The organism is Brevundimonas sp. ALps5 (genome assembly GCF_058681645.1).
In genome coordinates, this window is sequence record NZ_CM178744.1 from 1,327,165 (window position 1) to 1,345,367 (window position 18,203).

At 68.9% G+C, this 18,203-nt stretch carries 19 protein-coding genes and 1 riboswitch; of the genes, 8 read left to right on the plus strand and 11 right to left on the minus strand.

All coding sequences use genetic code 11. From position 1 onward, the window contains the following. Positions 1-26 precede the first annotated feature (26 nt). Positions 27-995 carry a class 1 fructose-bisphosphatase gene (locus ACW172_RS06325; RefSeq protein ID WP_492034330.1) on the minus strand — a complete coding sequence of 323 codons (969 nt, stop codon included), beginning with the start codon at positions 993-995 and terminating at the stop codon, positions 27-29. 211 nt (positions 996-1,206) lie between these two features. Here ACW172_RS06325 and ACW172_RS06330 point away from each other — a divergent pair, with 211 nt between their 5' ends. Continuing rightward, positions 1,207-1,392, plus strand: coding sequence for a hypothetical protein (locus tag ACW172_RS06330; RefSeq protein WP_492034331.1), 186 nt, complete (start codon positions 1,207-1,209; stop codon positions 1,390-1,392). Here the strand turns inward: ACW172_RS06330 and ACW172_RS06335 are convergent. From ACW172_RS06335 to ACW172_RS06345, 3 genes are all read right to left on the minus strand, one after another. Next, entirely contained in the window at positions 1,389-2,192 is an 804-nt protein-coding gene (locus ACW172_RS06335; protein WP_492034332.1) for an ABC transporter ATP-binding protein, read from the minus strand. The two genes, ACW172_RS06330 and ACW172_RS06335, sit on opposite strands and share 4 nt — an antisense overlap. Before the next feature lies 1 nt (position 2,193). Next, positions 2,194-2,763 (minus strand): TMEM165/GDT1 family protein, encoded by a 570-nt coding sequence (locus tag ACW172_RS06340; protein WP_492034333.1) that lies wholly within the window; start codon positions 2,761-2,763, stop codon positions 2,194-2,196. A gap of 78 nt (positions 2,764-2,841) precedes the next feature. Then, positions 2,842-3,017, minus strand: a riboswitch (yybP-ykoY riboswitch). Positions 3,018-3,101: 84 nt separating this feature from the next. Then, the gene (locus ACW172_RS06345) at positions 3,102-3,584 is read right to left on the minus strand and encodes a hypothetical protein (protein ID WP_492034334.1); all 483 of its coding nucleotides are present in this window, start codon (positions 3,582-3,584) and stop codon (positions 3,102-3,104) included. A 299-nt stretch (positions 3,585-3,883) separates the two neighbouring features. Here ACW172_RS06345 and ACW172_RS06350 point away from each other — a divergent pair, with 299 nt between their 5' ends. Next, positions 3,884-4,231, plus strand: a complete 348-nt coding sequence (locus ACW172_RS06350) for a hypothetical protein (protein ID WP_492034335.1) — start codon at positions 3,884-3,886, stop codon at positions 4,229-4,231. On the opposite strand, the gene ACW172_RS06355 is transcribed toward ACW172_RS06350, so the two are convergent. After that, entirely contained in the window at positions 4,215-4,979 is a 765-nt protein-coding gene (locus ACW172_RS06355; RefSeq protein ID WP_492034336.1) for a phosphatase PAP2 family protein, read from the minus strand. The genes ACW172_RS06350 and ACW172_RS06355 overlap by 17 nt on opposite strands. A 329-nt stretch (positions 4,980-5,308) precedes the next feature. On the opposite strand from ACW172_RS06355, the gene ACW172_RS06360 reads away from it, so the two are divergent. Next, positions 5,309-7,201, plus strand: coding sequence for a ribonucleoside-diphosphate reductase subunit alpha (locus ACW172_RS06360; RefSeq protein WP_492034337.1), 1,893 nt, complete (start codon positions 5,309-5,311; stop codon positions 7,199-7,201). 199 nt (positions 7,202-7,400) lie between these two features. Then, positions 7,401-8,408, plus strand: a complete 1,008-nt coding sequence (locus ACW172_RS06365) for a lipid A-modifier LpxR family protein (RefSeq protein ID WP_492034338.1) — start codon at positions 7,401-7,403, stop codon at positions 8,406-8,408. A gap of 15 nt (positions 8,409-8,423) precedes the next feature. On the opposite strand, the gene ACW172_RS06370 is transcribed toward ACW172_RS06365, so the two are convergent. From ACW172_RS06370 to ACW172_RS06380, 3 genes are all read right to left on the minus strand, one after another. Continuing rightward, positions 8,424-9,386: a magnesium transporter CorA family protein gene (locus ACW172_RS06370; RefSeq protein ID WP_492034339.1), complete on the minus strand. Its 963-nt coding sequence runs from the start codon at positions 9,384-9,386 to the stop codon at positions 8,424-8,426. A 21-nt stretch (positions 9,387-9,407) separates the two neighbouring features. Continuing rightward, positions 9,408-9,938, minus strand: a complete 531-nt coding sequence (locus ACW172_RS06375) for a CHAP domain-containing protein (protein WP_492034340.1) — start codon at positions 9,936-9,938, stop codon at positions 9,408-9,410. Positions 9,939-10,010: 72 nt separating this feature from the next. Next, complete coding sequence (locus ACW172_RS06380; RefSeq protein WP_492034947.1) at positions 10,011-11,066, minus strand: acyltransferase family protein; 1,056 nt, start codon at positions 11,064-11,066, stop codon at positions 10,011-10,013. A gap of 163 nt (positions 11,067-11,229) precedes the next feature. Between ACW172_RS06380 and ACW172_RS06385 the strand changes: the two genes are divergently transcribed. After that, a complete protein-coding gene (locus ACW172_RS06385; RefSeq protein WP_492034341.1) occupies positions 11,230-11,664 on the plus strand; it encodes a hypothetical protein in 435 nt (144 codons plus the stop codon). 10 nt (positions 11,665-11,674) lie between these two features. Here ACW172_RS06385 and ACW172_RS06390 read toward each other — a convergent pair whose 3' ends face one another. Next, positions 11,675-12,118, minus strand: coding sequence for a COG3650 family protein (locus ACW172_RS06390; RefSeq protein ID WP_492034342.1), 444 nt, complete (start codon positions 12,116-12,118; stop codon positions 11,675-11,677). Positions 12,119-12,224: 106 nt separating this feature from the next. Here ACW172_RS06390 and ACW172_RS06395 point away from each other — a divergent pair, with 106 nt between their 5' ends. After that, positions 12,225-13,379 carry a DNA cytosine methyltransferase gene (locus ACW172_RS06395; RefSeq protein WP_492034343.1) on the plus strand — a complete coding sequence of 385 codons (1,155 nt, stop codon included), beginning with the start codon at positions 12,225-12,227 and terminating at the stop codon, positions 13,377-13,379. A gap of 7 nt (positions 13,380-13,386) precedes the next feature. Here the strand turns inward: ACW172_RS06395 and ACW172_RS06400 are convergent, their stop codons facing one another. After that, positions 13,387-13,677 carry a hypothetical protein gene (locus tag ACW172_RS06400; RefSeq protein WP_492034344.1) on the minus strand — a complete coding sequence of 97 codons (291 nt, stop codon included), beginning with the start codon at positions 13,675-13,677 and terminating at the stop codon, positions 13,387-13,389. 427 nt (positions 13,678-14,104) lie between these two features. On the opposite strand from ACW172_RS06400, the gene ACW172_RS06405 reads away from it, so the two are divergent. After that, entirely contained in the window at positions 14,105-15,460 is a 1,356-nt protein-coding gene (locus ACW172_RS06405) for a peptidoglycan DD-metalloendopeptidase family protein (protein ID WP_492034345.1), read from the plus strand. 157 nt (positions 15,461-15,617) lie between these two features. On the opposite strand, the gene purH is transcribed toward ACW172_RS06405, so the two are convergent. After that, complete coding sequence (gene purH / locus ACW172_RS06410; protein WP_492034346.1) at positions 15,618-17,222, minus strand: bifunctional phosphoribosylaminoimidazolecarboxamide formyltransferase/IMP cyclohydrolase; 1,605 nt, start codon at positions 17,220-17,222, stop codon at positions 15,618-15,620. Between the two features lie 134 nt (positions 17,223-17,356). Between purH and ACW172_RS06415 the strand changes: the two genes are divergently transcribed. Next, positions 17,357-18,202: a hypothetical protein gene (locus tag ACW172_RS06415; RefSeq protein WP_492034347.1), complete on the plus strand. Its 846-nt coding sequence runs from the start codon at positions 17,357-17,359 to the stop codon at positions 18,200-18,202. Position 18,203 lies beyond the last annotated feature (1 nt).

Consider the following 18,203-nt stretch of genomic DNA (forward strand, 5'->3'; position numbering starts at 1 on the left):
GTGAAACATGACGCCGAAAGGCCGGATCAGGCGGCGGCGATCTGGTCCACCTCATTGGCCGAGCCGAGGGCCACGGCGACGCGGTCGTGGAGCTTCGTCGGGACGACGTCGAGGATGGGTTGGGTCCCGTCGGTGGTGGCCTTGCCGCCCGCCCGCTCGATCAGCAGGGCCATGGGGGCGCCTTCATAGAGGAGGCGCAGCTTGCCGGGGCGGTCGGGCTCGCGCTGGTCCCACGGATAGAGGAAGACGCCGCCGCGCATCAGGATGCGGTGGACGTCGGCGACCATGGCCGCGACCCAGCGCATGTTGAAATCCTTGCCGCGCGGACCCGTCTTGCCGGCCAGAGCGGCGTCGATGTAGCGGCGCACCGGCTCGGCCCAGTGGCGGCGGTTCGACATATTGATCGCGAACTCCTTCGTATCCGCCGGGACGCGGATGTCGGGATGGGTCAGGCGCCATTGGCCCTGATCGTCGAGGGTGAAGCCGGTGACGCCTTCGTTGATCGTCAGGACCAGCATGGTCTGGGCGCCGTAGACGGCATAGCCCGCCGCCGCCTGATGACGGCCGCCGATCAGGAAGTCGGCCTCGGCGGGGGCGCGGCCTTCCGGAGCCGGCAGGATGGAGAAGATGGTGCCGACCGGGGCGTTGATGTCGATGTTGGACGAGCCGTCCAGCGGATCGAAGGTGACCAGATAGCCGCCCTGACGCCCGGTGGGCTCGATCAGGTCCATCTCCTCGGAGCCGACGGCGGCGACCGGGTCGCAGCCCTTCAGCCGGTCGGTCAGCATGTCGTTGGTCATGACGTCGAGCTTCTTCTGCTCCTCGTCCTGGACATTGACGCTACCGGCGACGCCCAGGGCTCCGGCCAGGGCGCCCAGCGACACCACGCGGGAGATGGCCACGCACTCCTCCGCCACCGCGGCGACCACCGTCTTCAGGGCCTCGGGCGCATCCTGGCCGGCCAGCCAGTCGGAGAAGGGGGCGAAGGTCGTCATCGAGAGAGTCCGGGTTTGCGTGCGGGCCGTTCCTAGCCCGGAAACGGCCGGGAGGGGAACCGTCGCCGTTTCCATAGGGGCCGGTGATGACAGCTGTTTACCACCCTGGGCTCGGGCTCAGGTGGAACCCCCGGCGCCCGGGTCGGGTTCAGGAAGCGATCCGTGCGTTCCGCGGACCGTGCAGGACGGGTCTCCCACCCCCTCGACCGCCATGAACGAGCCGCCTCTCACCGCCGCCCAATGCCGCGAACGCGCCCGCCGCTGTTTCGAACAGGCCATCCGCGAGGAGAGCCTGACGGCGCGCGAGACCCTGCTGCGGCAGGGCGAGAACTGGATGTTGCGCTGGCGGACCTGGGGGGCGGAGGACGGGCCGCGCGGGGTCAGCGGGTCGGCCTAGTCCAGATCGGCCCGATACCAGTCGCCGCGCCGCTCGACCGTCGTCGCCATGCCGAACAGGTCGGTGAGGACGGGGCCGGTCAGAAGATCGGCCTTGGCGCCCTGAGCAAACACCTTCCCGTCGCGCAGCAGGATCAGGCGGCCGATCTCGGGCAGGATCTCCTCCACATGGTGGGTGACCATGATGAGGGTGGTCCCCTTCCCTGTTGATGTCGGCGCCGCCACCCCGCGCAGGGCGTCGAGGAAGCGACGGCGGGTCGCCGGGTCGAGGCCGGCGCAGGGCTCGTCGAGCAACAGGGCTTCCGGCCGGTGGACCAGGGCGCGGGCGATCAGGACGCGGCGCGCCTCCCCCGTCGACAGGGCGGCCATCCGCCGGCCGACCAGACCGGAAGCGCCCATCCGCTCCAGCGCCTCGACGGCGGCGGCGCGCATCTCATCCGTCACCCGGTGATGCCGCCACAGGCCGCGGGCGGCGAAGAAGCCGGAGAGGACGGCGTCCATGACCTCGAGCGACTCTTCTCCGGCCAGATCGGCGTGCAGCGCCGGGGAGACGATGCCGAGGCGCTTGCGCAGCTCGAAGACGTCCCAACGGCTCTCGCCGAAGATGCGGACGCCCTCCCCGCCCCCGGCCGGATAGAGGTCGCGGGCGATCAGGCGGACGAGGGTCGACTTGCCCGAGCCGTTGCGGCCGAGGATGGCGGTATGGGCCCCGGTCGCGACCGAGAGGCTGACGCGGTCCAGCAGGACCGCATCGCCGCGCGTGACCGAAACGTCGTCTATCGAGAGAAGCGGTTCGCTCACCTTACCCCGCGATCAGGATCCACAGGCCCGTCAGGGCGAAACCGACCGCGGCCGCCATACGGATATATTTGAGCGGGAGACGCTTTGCAGCCGCCTCGCCCATGAAGACCGCCGGGCCGTTGACCAGCATCATGCCCAGCGTCGAGCCGGCGACCACCAGAGGCAGGTTCTCGAAGCGCGCCGCCAGACCCGCCGTGGCGATCTGGGTCTTGTCGCCCATCTCCACGAGGAAGAAGGCGACGGTCGTGGCCCAGAAGATGGCCAGGGAGGTCCGGTGCGGCTTCACCGTCCCCTCGTCCTCGTCGAGTTTGTCGGGGATCAGGGCCCAGCCGGCGAAGGCCAGGAAGGCGAAGCCGATGATCCACTTCATCCACGGGCCGGACAGGTAGTGGGCGGCGAGGGTTCCGGCGAGCGCGGCCAGCGCATGGTTGGCGATGGTCGCGGCGAAGATGCCGAGGATGATGGGGACCGGCCGTCGCCAGGTGGCGGCGAGCGCAATGGCCAACAGCATGGTCTTGTCGCCGATCTCGGCGATCGCGACCAGGCCGGTCGAAATGAGGAGGGCTTCCATGGTCGTCACTCGGGCGGGGTCGTCGCGGACAAGAACAAAGGCTCGCGCACCCACGACCCCGCCAGGGTTCGCCGATGCGAAAGCCAAAGGTCTTGCCAGGACATTCCTTGACCCTATCGCTCGGCGCGCGGCGCCTCGCTACTTGAGGGTCAGGAGGGTCTGTTCGCGCCATCGTCCCGCCGGGCGGCGAGCCGAAGTCTGTTGACGCGAGCCCCGCTGGAGATGCGGGCGGCTACTCCCCAATGACAGCCCGGCCTTTACGGCGCGGCGCGGCGCCGAGGCAAGCGAGAGCGACTCGCAAGTTTGGGGGGCGGGAGGCGGCCGCGAAAGACGGCGTGTCAGTGCGAACCGCGCGACTCCGCGACCGCCGCCCACAGGAGCCCCGCGCAAACCGCGCTCGCTATGACCAGACAGGCAATCAGCTGCACCCGCCTGGCGCGCTGATCCACATCAACGGGCCGCAGGGCAGCGATCCGGACGGCCAGGACGACGACCAGATCCGGAATGGCGAATATCATCAGCTCTCCGCGCGAGCTGGGCCGATCCACCACGGGGGTGAAGAAGAGCGCGACATTGACCAGGGCGGCCAGCCCCAGGCCGATCCTGCGCCAGCCCGCCTCCGGCGGGTCGATCCTGAGGGTGTGGATGAACCACAGGCAGGCCCCCGCGCAGGCCACCCGGTAAGTCAGGTCGAAGGGAATTCCGCCGGCGTCGAGGACGAGCGCCACGATCACGAAGACGATGACGCCGAGAAGAACGAGTCCGACCTTTTTGGCGTGCGCCGCGCCGCCGTCATCGATGTTCGGTGCGTCATCGCTCATCAGCCGACGCTAGGGCATGGAGGACCGGCCTTCCATCCTTGATCACCCCTTTCGCCCCCCTCCATTCGGAGTGGTACGTCTGACCCCATTGGCGGGCGGCGCGGAATGGCGGAGCTTCGTTTCACCGACCGGAGGCCCCACCCCGAGCGGAATGGGCTCCGCGCGAGGATGTCAGGCCCGCGCGGAGCCCCTCTTTCCTTCGGCGCCGCCATGGCGTCCATGGAAACGCCTTCGCCTGACTTGCCGAACCCCGAGATCCAACCTTGGGGTTGAGACCGTCATTCAACCGGAGCGACCCGATGATCCCGATGGTATTTTCGATGGCTCTCGCCCTGACGCCTCCCATGGCCCTGCCGCAGCAGGTCACGAGCGGGACCGGCCAGACCCTGGCCGGTCAGACCGGCTATGCCCCGAACGCCTTCGCCTCGGCGGTCGCCAACTGCGACGACCAGTGCGTGAACCGTCAGGACCGCATCCAGGCGACCTGGGTGTTGCGTCGTCAGGTGCGCCAGCTGGTGGCCGACGACCGTTGCGAGGAAGCCCGCGCCCTGGCCACGCGGGGTCAGGACGGCCGGTCGATGCGTCTGGTCGAGGCCCAGTGCCAGATCATGCGCCCGATCACGGACCCGGTCACGCCGGCGCGCTGATTTCCGTTTCGGCTTCCGCCTGCGGCGCGGCCTGATCCTGCAGTGCGGCGTGGTGACGTTGCTGGCGGCGGGCAATGGCGTAGGAAACCAGCCACAGGACCATGGCCCAGGCGGCGCCGACGCTCCAGCCGGCAAAGACGTCCGAGGCCCAGTGGGCGCCCAGATAGATGCGGCTGCAGCCCACCAGCAGGGTCAGAAGGATGGCGACGCCGAGGACATAGGCCTTGAGCCGCCGTTTCGGGAAGGCGCGGGTCAGCATGACGCCGAGCGTCAGATAGAAGACCGCCGACAGCAGGGCGTGTCCCGAGGGGAAGCTGGCGTTCAGGGTATGGACGCTTTGATAGACGAGCGGCGGGCGTTCGCGCTCGAACACCGCCTTCAGCCCCTCTGAAAGCGCGAGACCGCCGGCCAGGCCGACGACCAGAAGGAGGGCCGAGAGCCGCTTCCGGAGCATCAGCAGCAGGCCGACTGCGATCAGGGCGAACAACAACAGAAGCGCCGTCGAACCGAGCGAGGTGATGTCGGCGGCGACGATCCCCGCCCAGGGCGGCCCGAGCGGCCGGGCCGGGTCCGCATAGGGGTGGAGTGCGTGCAGGACGCGAAGATCGAACGCCTGTGCGCCGGGCTCGCGCATGTCCTCGGCCAGATCGGCGAAGGTCAGCGATCCGAGGGCCAGTATGAACAGGGCGGCGAGGGCCGCGATCTCGGTTCGCGCCAGGGCGAGGGCGCGGCGTGCGAACGGGATCACATTGGGTGTCGGCATGGTCCGTGAACGGTCAAGCTGGGGCGTCGTTCCCTCAAGCTTGGGCGGAAGATTTCAGAGGTGATTCGATTCACGTGTTCGTGATTCCGGCATCGCCCGCCCCGTCATCCCGGCGTCACGGCCTTCCCGCAGGCTTTCCACAGAGTCGCCCCCTGCCTTTCGTCTGATTCGCCTGAGAAGTGAGCGTCAAGACGTTGACGGCTCGTTAGGCATCTGCGCCCTATATGTGGGCTCGGGGAGCGCTTTGGCCACTATATGATGTGTCCCGGCGCTGAGCGGCTTCACTTGCGCATTTGTTCAGGACGTTGACGATCATGGCTGGCCTAGAGGCTTACAAGACCACGGAATTCGCTACGCTTTCCGGCGAAACGGACACCACGCGTCCGCAGCTGTCCGTGGTCCGGTCGCTGGAACTGGACCGGTCGCGCGACGATCTGCTGACCGATTTCGGCAAGAAGACGCTGGAAGACCGCTACCTGCTCAAGGGCGAGTCCTATCAGGACATGTTCGCCCGGGTCTCGACCGCCTTCTCGGACGACGCCGACCACGCCCAGCGCGTCTATGACTATATGTCCAAACTGTGGTTCATGCCCTCGACGCCGGTGCTGTCGAACGGCGGCGCGGACCGCGGCCTGCCCATCTCCTGCTTCCTGAACGCGGTCAGCGATTCGCTGGACGGCATCCAGAACGTCTGGAACGAAAACGTGTCCCTGGCCTCGAACGGCGGCGGCATCGGCACCTATTGGGGCGGCGTCCGCTCCATCGGCGAGAAGGTCAAGGGCGCGGGCCAGACCTCGGGCATCATCCCCTTCATCCGCGTGATGGATTCGCTGACCCTGGCGATTTCGCAGGGCTCGCTGCGCCGCGGTTCTGCCGCCGTCTATCTGGACGTGCACCACCCCGAGATCGAGGAGTTCCTCGAAATCCGCAAACCCTCGGGCGACTTCAACCGCAAGTCCCTGAACCTGCACCACGGCATCAACATCACCGACGAGTTCATGGAGGCCGTGAAGGCCGGCGGCTCGTTCGGCCTGCGCTCGCCCAAGAACGACGAAGTGCTCAAGGTCGTGGACGCCCGCTCCCTGTGGCAGAAGATCCTCGAGATCCGCCTGCAGACCGGCGAGCCCTATCTGATCTTCTCCGACACGGTGAACCGGCAGATGCCGCAGCACCAGAAGGACCTGGGCCTGAAGGTCAAACAGTCCAACCTGTGCTCGGAAATCATGCTGCACACGGGCCGCGACCACCTGGGCATCGACCGCACAGCCGTCTGCTGCCTGTCGTCGGTCAATGCCGAGAAATTCCTGGAGTGGCGCGAGGAGCCCCGCTTCATCGAGGACATCATGCGCTTCCTGGACAATGTCCTGGAGGACTTCATCCGCCGCGCCCCGCCGGAAATGAAGGCCGCCGTCTATTCGGCCAAGCGCGAGCGTTCGGTGGGTCTGGGCCTGATGGGCTTCCACTCCTTCCTGCAGTCGCAGGGCGTGGCCTTCGAAAGCGCCATGGCCAAGTCGTGGAACATGCGCCTGTTCAAGCACCTGCGCCGCGAGGCCGACAAGGCCAGCCGCCTGCTGGCCGAGGAGAAGGGGCCCTGCGAGGACGCCGCCGAGCGTGGCGTCATGGAGCGGTTCTCGCACAAGCTGGCCATCGCGCCGACCGCCTCGATCTCGATCATCTGCGGCGGCACGAGCGCCGGCATCGAGCCGATCCCGGCCAATATCTATACCCACAAGACCCTGTCGGGCTCGTTCGCGGTCAAGAACCCCTATCTGGAAGCCCTGCTGGAAACCAAGGGCGAGAACACGGCCAATGTCTGGTCCTCGATCCTAGAGCATGAAGGCTCGGTCCAGCACCTGGACATGCTGAGCGACGACGAGAAGGGCGTCTACAAGACCGCCTTCGAACTGGACCAGCGCTGGGTCGTGGAACTGTCGGCCGACCGCTCGCCGGAAATCTGCCAGGCCCAGTCGATCAACCTGTTCATCCCGGGCGACGTCAACAAGTGGGACCTGCACATGCTGCACTGGCGCGCCTGGGAGACCGGCGTGAAGTCGCTGTATTACCTGCGGTCCAAGTCGGTTCAGCGGGCCGCCTTCGCCGGCGCCGACGACAAGGCCGAGGCCGAAGGGACCGAGGTCGATCCGAACCAGCCGGACCTCTTCTCGGCCGCCCGCACCGACTATGACGAGTGCCTGGCCTGCCAGTAAGGCGACCATGAGACCCTGAGCCGGGGGTGGGGTACTGAACCCCCCGGCCTTTGGGCAATCCACCGGATCTCCTCTCCGGGAACCGACCTCTCCACACCCGCGTTGGTCGGGTGTCAGGATTGTGTCGCGAAAAAGTCGTTTGGCGTCCGCCCGGATTCGAGTCAGGGTGAGTGGACGTTAACGGACTGCGAGGGGACCGTTGAAGCGTATCGGGTGTGTTTTTGTCGGCGTGGCGTTGCTCGGGGTCTCCGCGACCACCGCCTTCGCGCAGTCGACTCTGACGCCTGAATGGGCCCGGGCGCAGGAAATCCAGGCGCTTCAGCAGCAACAGCACGCCCCGGCCGCCCTTCCCCTCTCCGCCAATCCGGCCGCTCCCGCCACTCTGGTCGCGGCTACGGCCCCGGTCAGCGGCGCCCCGGTCGGACGCGCCGGAACCCCGTCGCAGACGGCGCGGCTGAACCAGCAGTCCTATGCGGCGCCCAACGCCCCGGCGGCCGGCTTCGGCCCCGCGATCGATTTCCAGAGCGACTATCCCACCAACCGCTACGCCCCGGCCTCTGAGCGGGCCTCGCCCTTCGCGGCGACCAGCCGTTCGGATCTGTGGCGCGAGGGCGAGGGCTATACGGACCGGCTGCGGGTGACCACGCACGGGACGCTGCGCCGCGCCGACGGCTCGCCCCTGCCCGCCACCCTGCATGATGACAGCGACTTCGCCGTGGACGGCTATGACGTCACCTATACGCGCGGCTGGCCCGTGGCGCGGGGCTATACGGCCTCGGGTCTGGAAGTCAGCCTGACGCCCCACGCCGGGATCGGCGTCGGTGACGAGGGCGGCTCGGCCGAGGCCGGCGCGACGCTCAAGATCGGTTCGGACATCGAACGTCTGGTGCCGCGCGGCACAAGCGCTTTCGGCCAGCGGTCGCGCTGGTACGTCTATGCGGCCGGCTCGGGCCGGGCCGTGGGGTACAACTTCGCCCGCAACCGCGACGGCGACTATCTGCGCTCGGGCATGAGCCAGGAACGCAGCGCCTCCTTCCTCGGCGACGCCTCCATCGGGGTGGCCATGCGCCGCGGCGACATGCAGACCTCGCTCGGCGTCGTCTATCGCGAGCTGAAGGCCGACGGGATCCACAGCGGCACCGGCATCGACCGCGACGTCTCCGAAGGCCTGGTGGCCTTCCAGTTCACGATCCGGCCGGAACGCTGAACCGGCCGAGCAGGCCTAGAGCCAGCCCTTCCGCTTGAACCAGATCAGCGGCAGGGCGGCGGCGGCGATCATGGCCAGGAGGGCCGCCGGATAGCCCCAGGTCTCGTGCAGTTCGGGCATATGCTCGAAATTCATGCCGTAGATGGCGCCGATCAGGGTCGGGGGCAGGAAGGCCACGGTGAAGACCGAGAAGACCTTGAAGATCGACGACTGCTGGATGTTGATCATCCCGAGCGCCGCCGAGAGCTGGAAATTGATCCCCGCCGCGACCGCCTGGTTGTGGGCGATCAGGCTGGCGGCGTCGCCGCTGAGCGAGCGCAGGTGTTCGCGCGAGTCGGGCACATGGTCGATACGCTCGTCCGAGGCGACATAGACGAAGATCCGCGCCAGGCCGGCCAGGGACTGTTCGATGCGGGCATTGGCGATGTGGGCCCGGCCCAGCTTGGTAAGCAGGTGTTCGAACCCGACCTGCTTGCCTTCGGCGAAGACGGCGGTGGCGACCCGGTCGACCTTGTTGGCGTTGACCGACAGAATGTCGGAAGCGCGGTCGATGATGGCCTCCATCAGGTTCAGGAACAGGTCGGCCCCGGTCGAGCACAGGTTCGGCTCCCGCTCCATCCGTTCGACCAGCATGGTGAAGGGCCGGGGGTCGAAATAGCGGATGGTGACCAGCGGCCCCTTGGTCAGGACGAAGGTGACCGGATCGATCGTCGGGGTTTCGGCGTCGCCGTTATGGATGATGTCGGAGGTGACGTAGGTGGCGCCGTTCTCGCGGTAGAGGCGGCTGGAGGCCTCCAGCTCGGCCATCTCGTCACGGGTGGGGACCGACAGGTTGAGCGCCTTCTCGACCGCCCTGTCCTCGTCCGGGGTCGGGGCGATCATGTCGATCCAGAGGGCGTCACGGGGCAGGGTCCAGTCGAGCAGGGAGCCCTGGACGATCTCGCAGGTTCCGGAGCCGGCGCGCAGGACGCGGATCACGCCGCGCCTCCCGCAGAAGACCTAGTTCTGGCCGCCGGAAGCGCCGGCCGAGGCCATCTGGCGCGCGTTGTTGAAGGCGTCGCGCGCGCCGTTGTAGATGAATCCGTAGGTCGGATAGACGGTCGTGCCGAGGTCATGCAGAGGGCTGTACCACACCTTGACCTGGGACCAGTCGTTCTGGCTCGAAACGTCGACGACGGTTACGTTTTCCTCGACCTTGCCGCGGCTGCCGCCCCAGTTGGCGTGGGTCACGCGGATAACGCGGTCGGTCAGGATGTCGGAGACGACGGCGACGTGACCCTTGGTCATCCGGCCCTCGGGGCGGAACACGAGGACCGAGCCGGTTTCGGGGGCGCGGCCGGTGCGGAAATGATCCACGGCCTGCGACCACCAGGTCCAGGCGTCGCCGAACAGCTGAATGCCCGAGAACATCCGGGCGAACGTCACGCACTGCCAGTAGGGATCGTCAGCACGGGCCGCGGAAGGCGTGGCGCCGACCGCGAAGAACCCAAGGGACGCTGCAACCACAGCGGCGGCGAGCCGTTTCTTCATGCCGTCTATGTGTCCGATTGTTACGCCCGGACCTTGCCTAGACGATTAGCCTGTCAGGGGAAACCCTGACTTTCAGGCGAGCGATTGTGCGTTGCGGGATAGCTTTGCCGCAGTGCGGCGACGCGCGGCCAACCCCTTCAAGGCCCGCCGGGCGGGGAATTCCACGAGATGGTAGGAGGCCGCGGCGACCAGCGGCAGGGCGAGAACGATCGCCAACCACACGAAAACGTGAAGATGCTTGTCCGGGGCGTTGGTCAGCCTGGCCGCAAGGTTCACGGCCAGCAGCTGCCAGGGCACCACGACCATATAGACCGAATAGCTGATCTCCCCGAGGTAGACGCCCAGGCGCGACGACAGCCAGCCGGCGCGAGCGTTGGGCAGGCTGGCCAGACCCAGGATCAGGGCGCCGGCGAGGGCGACGATGATCCCGTCCCACAGCTGAAGCGCGGCGGCGGCGATCATCAGGGCGGCGGCGGTGGCGGCGATCAGACCGGGCATGGCCAGGGGCGCGCGGCGGAAGGCCAGGTAGAGGGCGCAGCCATAGGCGAAGCAGGGGACGATACGCAGGGCGCCCCAGGCGATGGTCGCCTCGGTCAGGGGGAAGCCCGCCAGACGCGGGAAGACGAAATAGAGAGCGCCCAGCAGGGCCAGGGCCCCGGCGATGGCCAGAACCGGGCGGCGGCGCAAGCTCCAGGCCACGAAGGCGAAGACCGGGAAGCTGAGATAGGCGAACCATTCGGCCGAGATCGACCAGGAGCGGTGGTTCCAGCCCGCCTCGGGCGCCAGGCCCCAGGCGTGGACCATGAAGAGATTGGCGGGCAGAGACGCCCAGCTCATCACGCTGCCGTCGATGCTCATCCCGGCGAAGAGGGCGGCGAAGCCGAGCGCCATGACGGCCAGAAGGGTGGCGATGTGCAGCGGATAGACCCGGGCGATCCGGGCCCAGAGGAATTCACGGTAGTTGAAGCGCTTCTCGCCTGCGGACGCCAGATAGACGTGGCAGAGGATGAAGCCCGACAGGACGAAGAAGAGCTCGACGCCCAGATAGCCCTTGGCGATCACGGCAGGCTTGAAGCCGACGGCCAGATTGTCCCACAGGGCGTAGACGGCGACCCACATGGCGGCCATGAAGCGCAGGGTCGTGAGCGAGCGAAGATCGGTCGGGGCCCCGTTGGCCTGCACCAGGTGGGGCACCAGATGGGCGGCGGGGGCGGTGTCCTGAGCGGCGTTCTGCGTCTGGGTCATGCCCATACCCTAGGATCATCGGGCTTTGAGAACCGTTAAGGGCGCCATGAACCGTACGATACCGATCGAAGACGTGATGTCGCAGGCCGCGGCGAAGGCCGGTCTGGACGCCGATCAGACGCGGGCCGCCCTGACCGGGGCCCTGGGTCTGCTGGAGAAGCATGCGGGGACCGAGGCGCGCGACGCCTTCTACGCCGCCGTGCCCGGCGCCGAGGCCCTGGCCCGGTCGCCCGAGGCGAAGCCGCGCGGCGGCGGGCTGATGGGCGGGCTGATGAAGAGCGCGGGCGGGGTCTCGGGCGCGGCCATCGGCGACGCCATGGGTCTGCTGGACCGGCTGAAGCGGATCGGGGTCGGCAAGGAGGAGCTGAAGCGGCTGCTGCCCGCCGCCCGGAACGCGGTGACGCAAGCCACCGGCCGCGACTGGATGGGCGAGGCGGTCCGGACCGTGCCGGGCGTCGGCGCCCTGCTGGGCGACGGCTAGACCAGACCGATCAGGGGGCCGGCTGGCTGTTGAGGAAGGCCTGGGAGGCGGCGCAGCCGGTCAGGCTGACCTCGCCCAGCTCGACCTTGGCGGTCAGGGGATAGAGGCGGTCGCTCATCCCGTCCGAACATTCGGTGGCGATCAGGGTCACGACCATGGCCGTGCCGTCATCGGTGGCGGCGGTGTAGACCGCCGTGGTGCCCTGGACGACGGGCTGGGGATTGCCCGCGCGCTGCTCGTCCCGATCGACGCCGGTGTAGACCATGGCGTCCTTCGTGATCTCGACGCTCCAGAAGGGCTCGGTCCCCAGCGCCCGCAACGGCTGGGACAGGTCCACCCCGCCGAGCGTCGTCGGCGCCGGGGCGTCGGCCGGAGGCGGCGCCTGCTCCGTCGTCCCCTGGGAACAGGCGGCGGCCAGAAGGGTGAGCGGGGCGGCGAACAGGATGGGGCGCATCGGGGGTCCTTCCAAGACGCCGCTATGGTCCCCAGAGCGTCGGCCGGGGTCAAGCCCGTCGCCCAAGCCCGTCGCCAAGGATCGCGGGGGCGCCTAGGATCGCGGCATGGCGATTCGCGGGGACAATTCGGCGGCAGGACGCGCGCCCGGCGGCGTGCTCGAGTTCTTCGCCGGCGGCGGGCTGGCGGGGATCGGCCTGGCCGGGGCCGGCTTCCGCACCCTGTTCGCCAATGACATCGACGCGGCCAAGGCCCGCGCCTTTCGCGCCAACCACCCGGACACGCCCCTGCATGAGGGGGATATCTGGGATCTGACGTCCGCCGACCTGCCGGGGACGCCGGATCTGGCCTGGGCCTCGTCGCCCTGTCAGGACGTCAGCCTGGCCGGAGCGCGCGGCGGGCTCGAGGCGCGGCGGTCGGGGGCCTTCTGGGGTTTCTGGCGGCTGATGCAGGGCCTTGAGGCCGAGGGCCGGGCGCCCCGGGCCGTCGTGATCGAGAATGTGGTCGGCCTGCTGACCTCGGCCGGGGGGCGGGACTTCGCCGCCGTCTGCGCCGCCCTGACCGAAGGCGGCTACCGGGTCGGGGCGCTGGAGATGGATGCGGGACTGTGGCTGCCCCAGTCGCGGCCGCGGCTGTTCATCGTCGGGCTGAAGGCGGAGGCTCCGGAAACGGTCGGGCCCGGGACCTTCCACTCGCCGCGCCTGATCGCCGCCCATGACCGGCTACCCGAGGCGGTGAAGACCAACTGGGCCTGGTGGGCCCTGCCCGCGCCGCCGCGCCGCAACCTGCACCTCGCCGCCGTGCTGGAGCCCGACGCGACAGTCGACTGGTTCGACGCGGCCCAGACCGACCGGTTGCTGGCCCTGACGGCGCCCCTGCACCGGGCGCGGCTGGAGGCGGCGATGGCCTCGGGCGAGCGGCGGGTGGCGGCGGCCTTCCGCCGGGTGCGGACCGAGAACGGGATCAAGGTCCAGAGGCTGGAGCTGAGGCTGGACGGACTGGCCGGCTGTCTGCGCACCCCCTCGGGCGGGTCGTCGCGGCAGTATGTGCTGGTTTGCGACGCCGGCGTCGTGCGGGCGCGGCGCCTGACCGGACGGGAATGCGCCCGACTGATGGGGCTGGCTGAAACCTGGCGCCTGCCGGGAAGCGAAAGCGCGGCGCTGAAACTGATGGGCGACGCGGTGGCCGTGCCGGTCGTGCGCGCCCTGGCCGAGGGACTGCTGGCGCCCGCGCTGGGCCTGAGAGCCCGGATCGCGGCCTGATCGCGTCCTAGTAGATCAGGTCGTCGTCGTCCTTCGACCGGTTCTCCTCCCGGCCGGGATCGAGACTGTTGTCGACGCGGTCGTCCCAGCCCTCGCGGTCCGAGCGGAAGGCCAGGCTCATCAGGACCCAGCTGAGCCCCACCGTGCCGAGGATGCCCAGGCCCATGGCGATCCAGCCGTGGATCGTCAGGGCGCCGCCGCCGATCGCGCGCCACAGGGCCGCGAGGCCAAGGGTCGCGCCCCCCGCGATCGCGCAGGCCAGACCGACGGACCACAGGAGGCGGGCAAGGCGGGGCATGATCCAGTCTCGCACAGTCCCGAGCCGGGTCACAGGAGCGGAAGGGGCATTCCCGGACCGCAATCCCCTCTGAACGTAAAATTTTTTGTGTCGTTTCCGCGAACCGTTCGCAGACGTTTGAGTTGCCTTGAGGCCACGGGCTGTGACCTTGAAAACACCTTCAGTCTAACTGAACTACTGTCAGTTGCGCGAAACGGCTCAGCTGAATGTCTTTGGTTATAGTCTCATCGCCTGTTCGGCGAAAACGCCCGCCACGCCGGGAATACAGCGGCTCTGCCATTGCGTTAACCGAATGTAACGGACTGCTTCCCATTGTGACATCGTCAGGCTATACGCCTTGTCTCGCGGCAGCCGGGGGAACACCGGGCGCGATCCTTGCATACCTCGTTGCGTGGCGCCGTGTGGCGTCGTCATTTCCTGGGGACCGATGGCTCAGTTCGATCCACGCCGCCAACCGACACGTTTCGCGCCGCACCTGCTGACCGCCGCCGCTGCGCTGACGGTGGCCATGCTGGCCGGTCGAGTGTACCAACCCGCCCAGGCGGCGGAAGTTCCCGAACTGACCTCGCAACAGGTCGCCAACCTCGAGGCGCGCGCCTTCGCCTCGGCCAATGCGCCGGAAGGCCTGACCGCCCCCGAGGCCGTCAACGTCCAGATCCGCAAGGGCGAGACCTTCGAACAGGCCGTGCGCCGCACCGGCATCGCCGAGGCCGACGCCCACGCCGTCGCCGAAACCATTTCCAACGCCTTCGACCTGGCCGACCTGCGCGCCGGCCTGAAGTTCGAGACCGCCATCTCCAAGCCGCGCGGCGGCATGGGCGAGGCCCGTCTGATCGGCCTGACCATGCGCACCGGTCCGGCCAGCCAGCTGACCGTTTCGCGCAGCTTCGACGGCGCCCTGCGCCTGCGGGCCCTGGACGAGAAGGTGACGCGCGAGATCGTCGTCGCCCACGGCAAGGTGAACTCCTCGCTGGCCTCCTCGGCCGGCGCCTTCGGGGCCACCGCCGCGATCATCCGCCGCGCCACCCAGGTCTTCTCGGGCAAGATCGACATGCGCAATGACGTGCGCGGCGCCGACGAGTTCACCCTGGTCTTCGACCGGGCGGTCACCGAACAGGGCCGCACCGTCGACACCGGCGACCTGATGTACGCCGAGATCAAGGGCCAGGCCTTCTACCGCTTCAAGCCGGCCGGCGCCCGCGAGGCGGCCTATTTCGACGCCGGCGGCAAGAACCTGCGGACCAGCGCCATGCGCGCCCCGCTCGCCACCTTCCGCCGCATCTCCTCGGGCTTCGGCGTGCGGGTCCACCCGCTGTCGGGCTTCCGCAAGATGCACCAGGGCATGGACTATGCGGCCGTGACCGGCACCCCGGTCGTGGCGCCCGCCGACGGCGTGGTCGTCGAGGCCCGCCGCTGGGGCGGCTACGGCAACTGGCTGCGCATCCGCCATTCGAACGGTCTGGAGACCGGCTATGGCCACCTGTCGCGCTATGGCTCGGGCATCCGCGCCGGCCAGCGTGTCTCCCAGGGCCAGATCGTCGCCTATGTGGGCACGACCGGCGCCTCGACCGGCCCGCACCTGCACTATGAGATCTGGCGCGGCGGCCAGCGGATCAACCCGGCCTCGGTCCGCACCTCCGAGGGCACCGTCCTCGCCGGCGCCGACCTGACCGCCTTCCGCGCCGAAAAGGCCCGCATCGACCGCATCATCGCCCAAGGCGGCGAGCGCAAGCCGGAAGCCATGCAGGCCCAGGTCGCGGGTCTGAGGCCGGCGCAGGGCTAGGCTCCGGACTTCCTGTCAGAACGAAAAACGGCGGCCCGATCGGGCCGCCGTTTTGCTGTGTGCGGGCGGACATCTTCGTCGCCCGCTTCGTTGAAGGCGAGTGCGGCTCGCGCTCAAGCAGCGAGCCGCCGCGCGGCGAGCGGTAGCGCCCTAGCGCTTAATGCCGGAAGACCCGCACGCCGGTGAAGGCCATGGCGATGCCCTTTTCGTCGGCCGCGGCGATGACCTCGGCGTCGCGCATGGAGCCGCCGGGCTGGATGACCGCCGTGGCGCCGGCCGCGACCGCTTCCAGAAGGCCGTCGGCGAAGGGGAAGAAGGCTTCGGACGCACAGGCGGACCCTTCCGCCAGAGAATGGGCCAGCCCCTTGGCTTCACCGGCCTCGCGCGCCCGGATGGCGGCGATGCGGGCCGAGTCGCGGCGGTTCATCTGACCGGCGCCGATGCCCGCCGTCTGGCCGTCCCTGGCGTAGACGATGGCGTTGGACTTGACGTGCTTGGCCACGGTGAAGGCGAACAGCATGTCCTGGATCTCGGTCGGGGTCGGCTGGCGCTTCGTCACGATCTTCAGGTCCGAGGGCTTGATCAGGCTGCGATCGCGCGACTGGACCAGGAAGCCGCCGGCGACGGAGCGGAAGACCTCGCCCGGGCCATGCGGGTCGGGCAGGCCGTCGGTGATCAGCAGGCGCAGGTTCTTCTTGGCCGCGAAGATTTCCTTGGCCTCCTCGTCCGCGCCGGGGGCGATGACGACCTCGGTGAAGATGTCGGTGATGGCGCGGGCGTCGGCGCCGTTCAGCGGGCGGTTGACGGCGATGACGCCGCCGAAGGCCGAGACGGCGTCGCATTCCAGGGCGCGGGCATAGGCTTCCGACAGGTCCTTGCCGACGGCGACGCCGCAGGGGTTGGCGTGTTTGACGATGACCACGGCGGGCTGTTCGAACTCGGCGACCAGCTCATAGGCGGCGTCGGCGTCGGCGATGTTGTTGTAGCCCAGCTCCTTGCCCTGGATCTGGGTGGCGTGGGCGACGCCGGGGCGGGCTTCTCCGGTGCGGTAGAAGGCGCCCGTCTGGTGCGGGTTCTCGCCGTAGCGCAGGGTCTGGGCCAGCGATCCGGCGATCGACTTGCGGGCCGGGGCGGCGTCGTCCAGCTGGCCGGCGAACCAGCCCGAGACGGCGGCGTCATAGGCGGCGGTGCGGGCGAAGGCGCGGGCGGCGAGGCGCTTGCGCAGGGCGAGGTCGGTCGAGCCGTCGGCCTTCAGGGCCTCGACGATCATCGCGATGGATTCGGCGTCGACGGCGACGGCGACATAGCCGTGGTTCTTGGAGCCCGAACGGATCATGGCCGGGCCGCCGATGTCGATGTTCTCGATCACGGCGTCGAAGCCGGCGCCCGAGGCGACGGTCGATTCAAACGGGTAGAGGTCGATCCAGACGATATCGATCGGGCCGATATCGTGCTCATCCATGGCCGCCTTGTGCTCGGCCGCGTCGCGCACGCCCAGCAGGCCGCCGTGGACCACGGGGTGCAGGGTCTTGACCCGGCCGTCCATCATCTCGGGGAAGCCCGTCAGGTCGGCGACGTCCTTGACCGGCAGGCCGAAGCCCGCGATCGCCGCCCGGGTGCCGCCGGTGGAGACCAGCTCGACGCCCACCGCATGCATCGCGCGCGCCGCCTCTTCCAGACCCGCCTTGTCGGACAGCGAGATCAGGGCGCGGACGGGCTTCACCCGGTCAGGAGCGGGCGGGAAATCGGGAGCTGCGGGCATGGGATTCGTCCGTTCTCGGAATCGGGGGGAGCGATGCGCGCGCCCTTAACACTCATGAACCGGGGCGTCACCCGGTGATCGGGAAAACCGGCCGTTCAATCGCTCTTAAACCCCACCCGACCATCGTGACGGCCATGAAGACGCCCCGTTCCGCCCCGGTCAGCGAGAAGGCCCGCAAAGCGCGGGAGTGGAGGGCGCATTACCGGCGTCATTTCGTCCAGACCTATTCGCGCGCGCCGTCGAGGGACCGGTTCCTGATCGTCGGCTTCCTTGCGGCCATTGTGGCGGTCCTCCCCTACTGGCTGCTGGACAAGGCCGTGCAGCACTGGTGGAGGCCGCGCGATCCGGGGGTGCTGCTGTGGTGGGTCGCGCCCGGCCCCTATGCCGATCTGATGCTGGGCGGCGGCCTGCTGCTGGCCCTGATCCTGGGGCTGATCGCCTGGGGCGGAAAGGCGCCCTTGCCGCGTTGGCCCCTGGCCGCCCTGCTGGTCGCCTGGCTGCCCGCCATCCCGCTGACGCCCCAGGTCTATACCTTCGTCTATGCCGACCGGATCGTGACCTCCGGCGAGGATGGTGGTCCGCCCGTCACCCTGCCGTTCAACCAGGCGTCCGGTATCGAGGCCGGCTGCGGCTGGCTGCGTCGCGGCCGAGGTGAGAAGCACATCCCGACGGTCGACTATTGGGTGAGCTTCGGGGATCAGGGCGCCGTCGATCTGGGCCAGGGCGTCCGCGCCCGGTCCGCGACAGCGGTGGGCGACTGGCTGCGGATCGTCAGCGGGCTGGACCGGAGCCTGACCGCGCGCGGCGTGCCCCGCCACATCATGGTCGATGAAGACGGATATCCGCGCATCCGACCCGGATGCCTGCAAAGCCTGAAGGCGGCGCAGGACGAGGCCGGGTTCCGGTCCACCCGTCAGCTGCTGGCGATCCGCGACGAGGACCTCTACCGCAACGGTCTGGCCCCGCGCGGCGTGTGGTGAC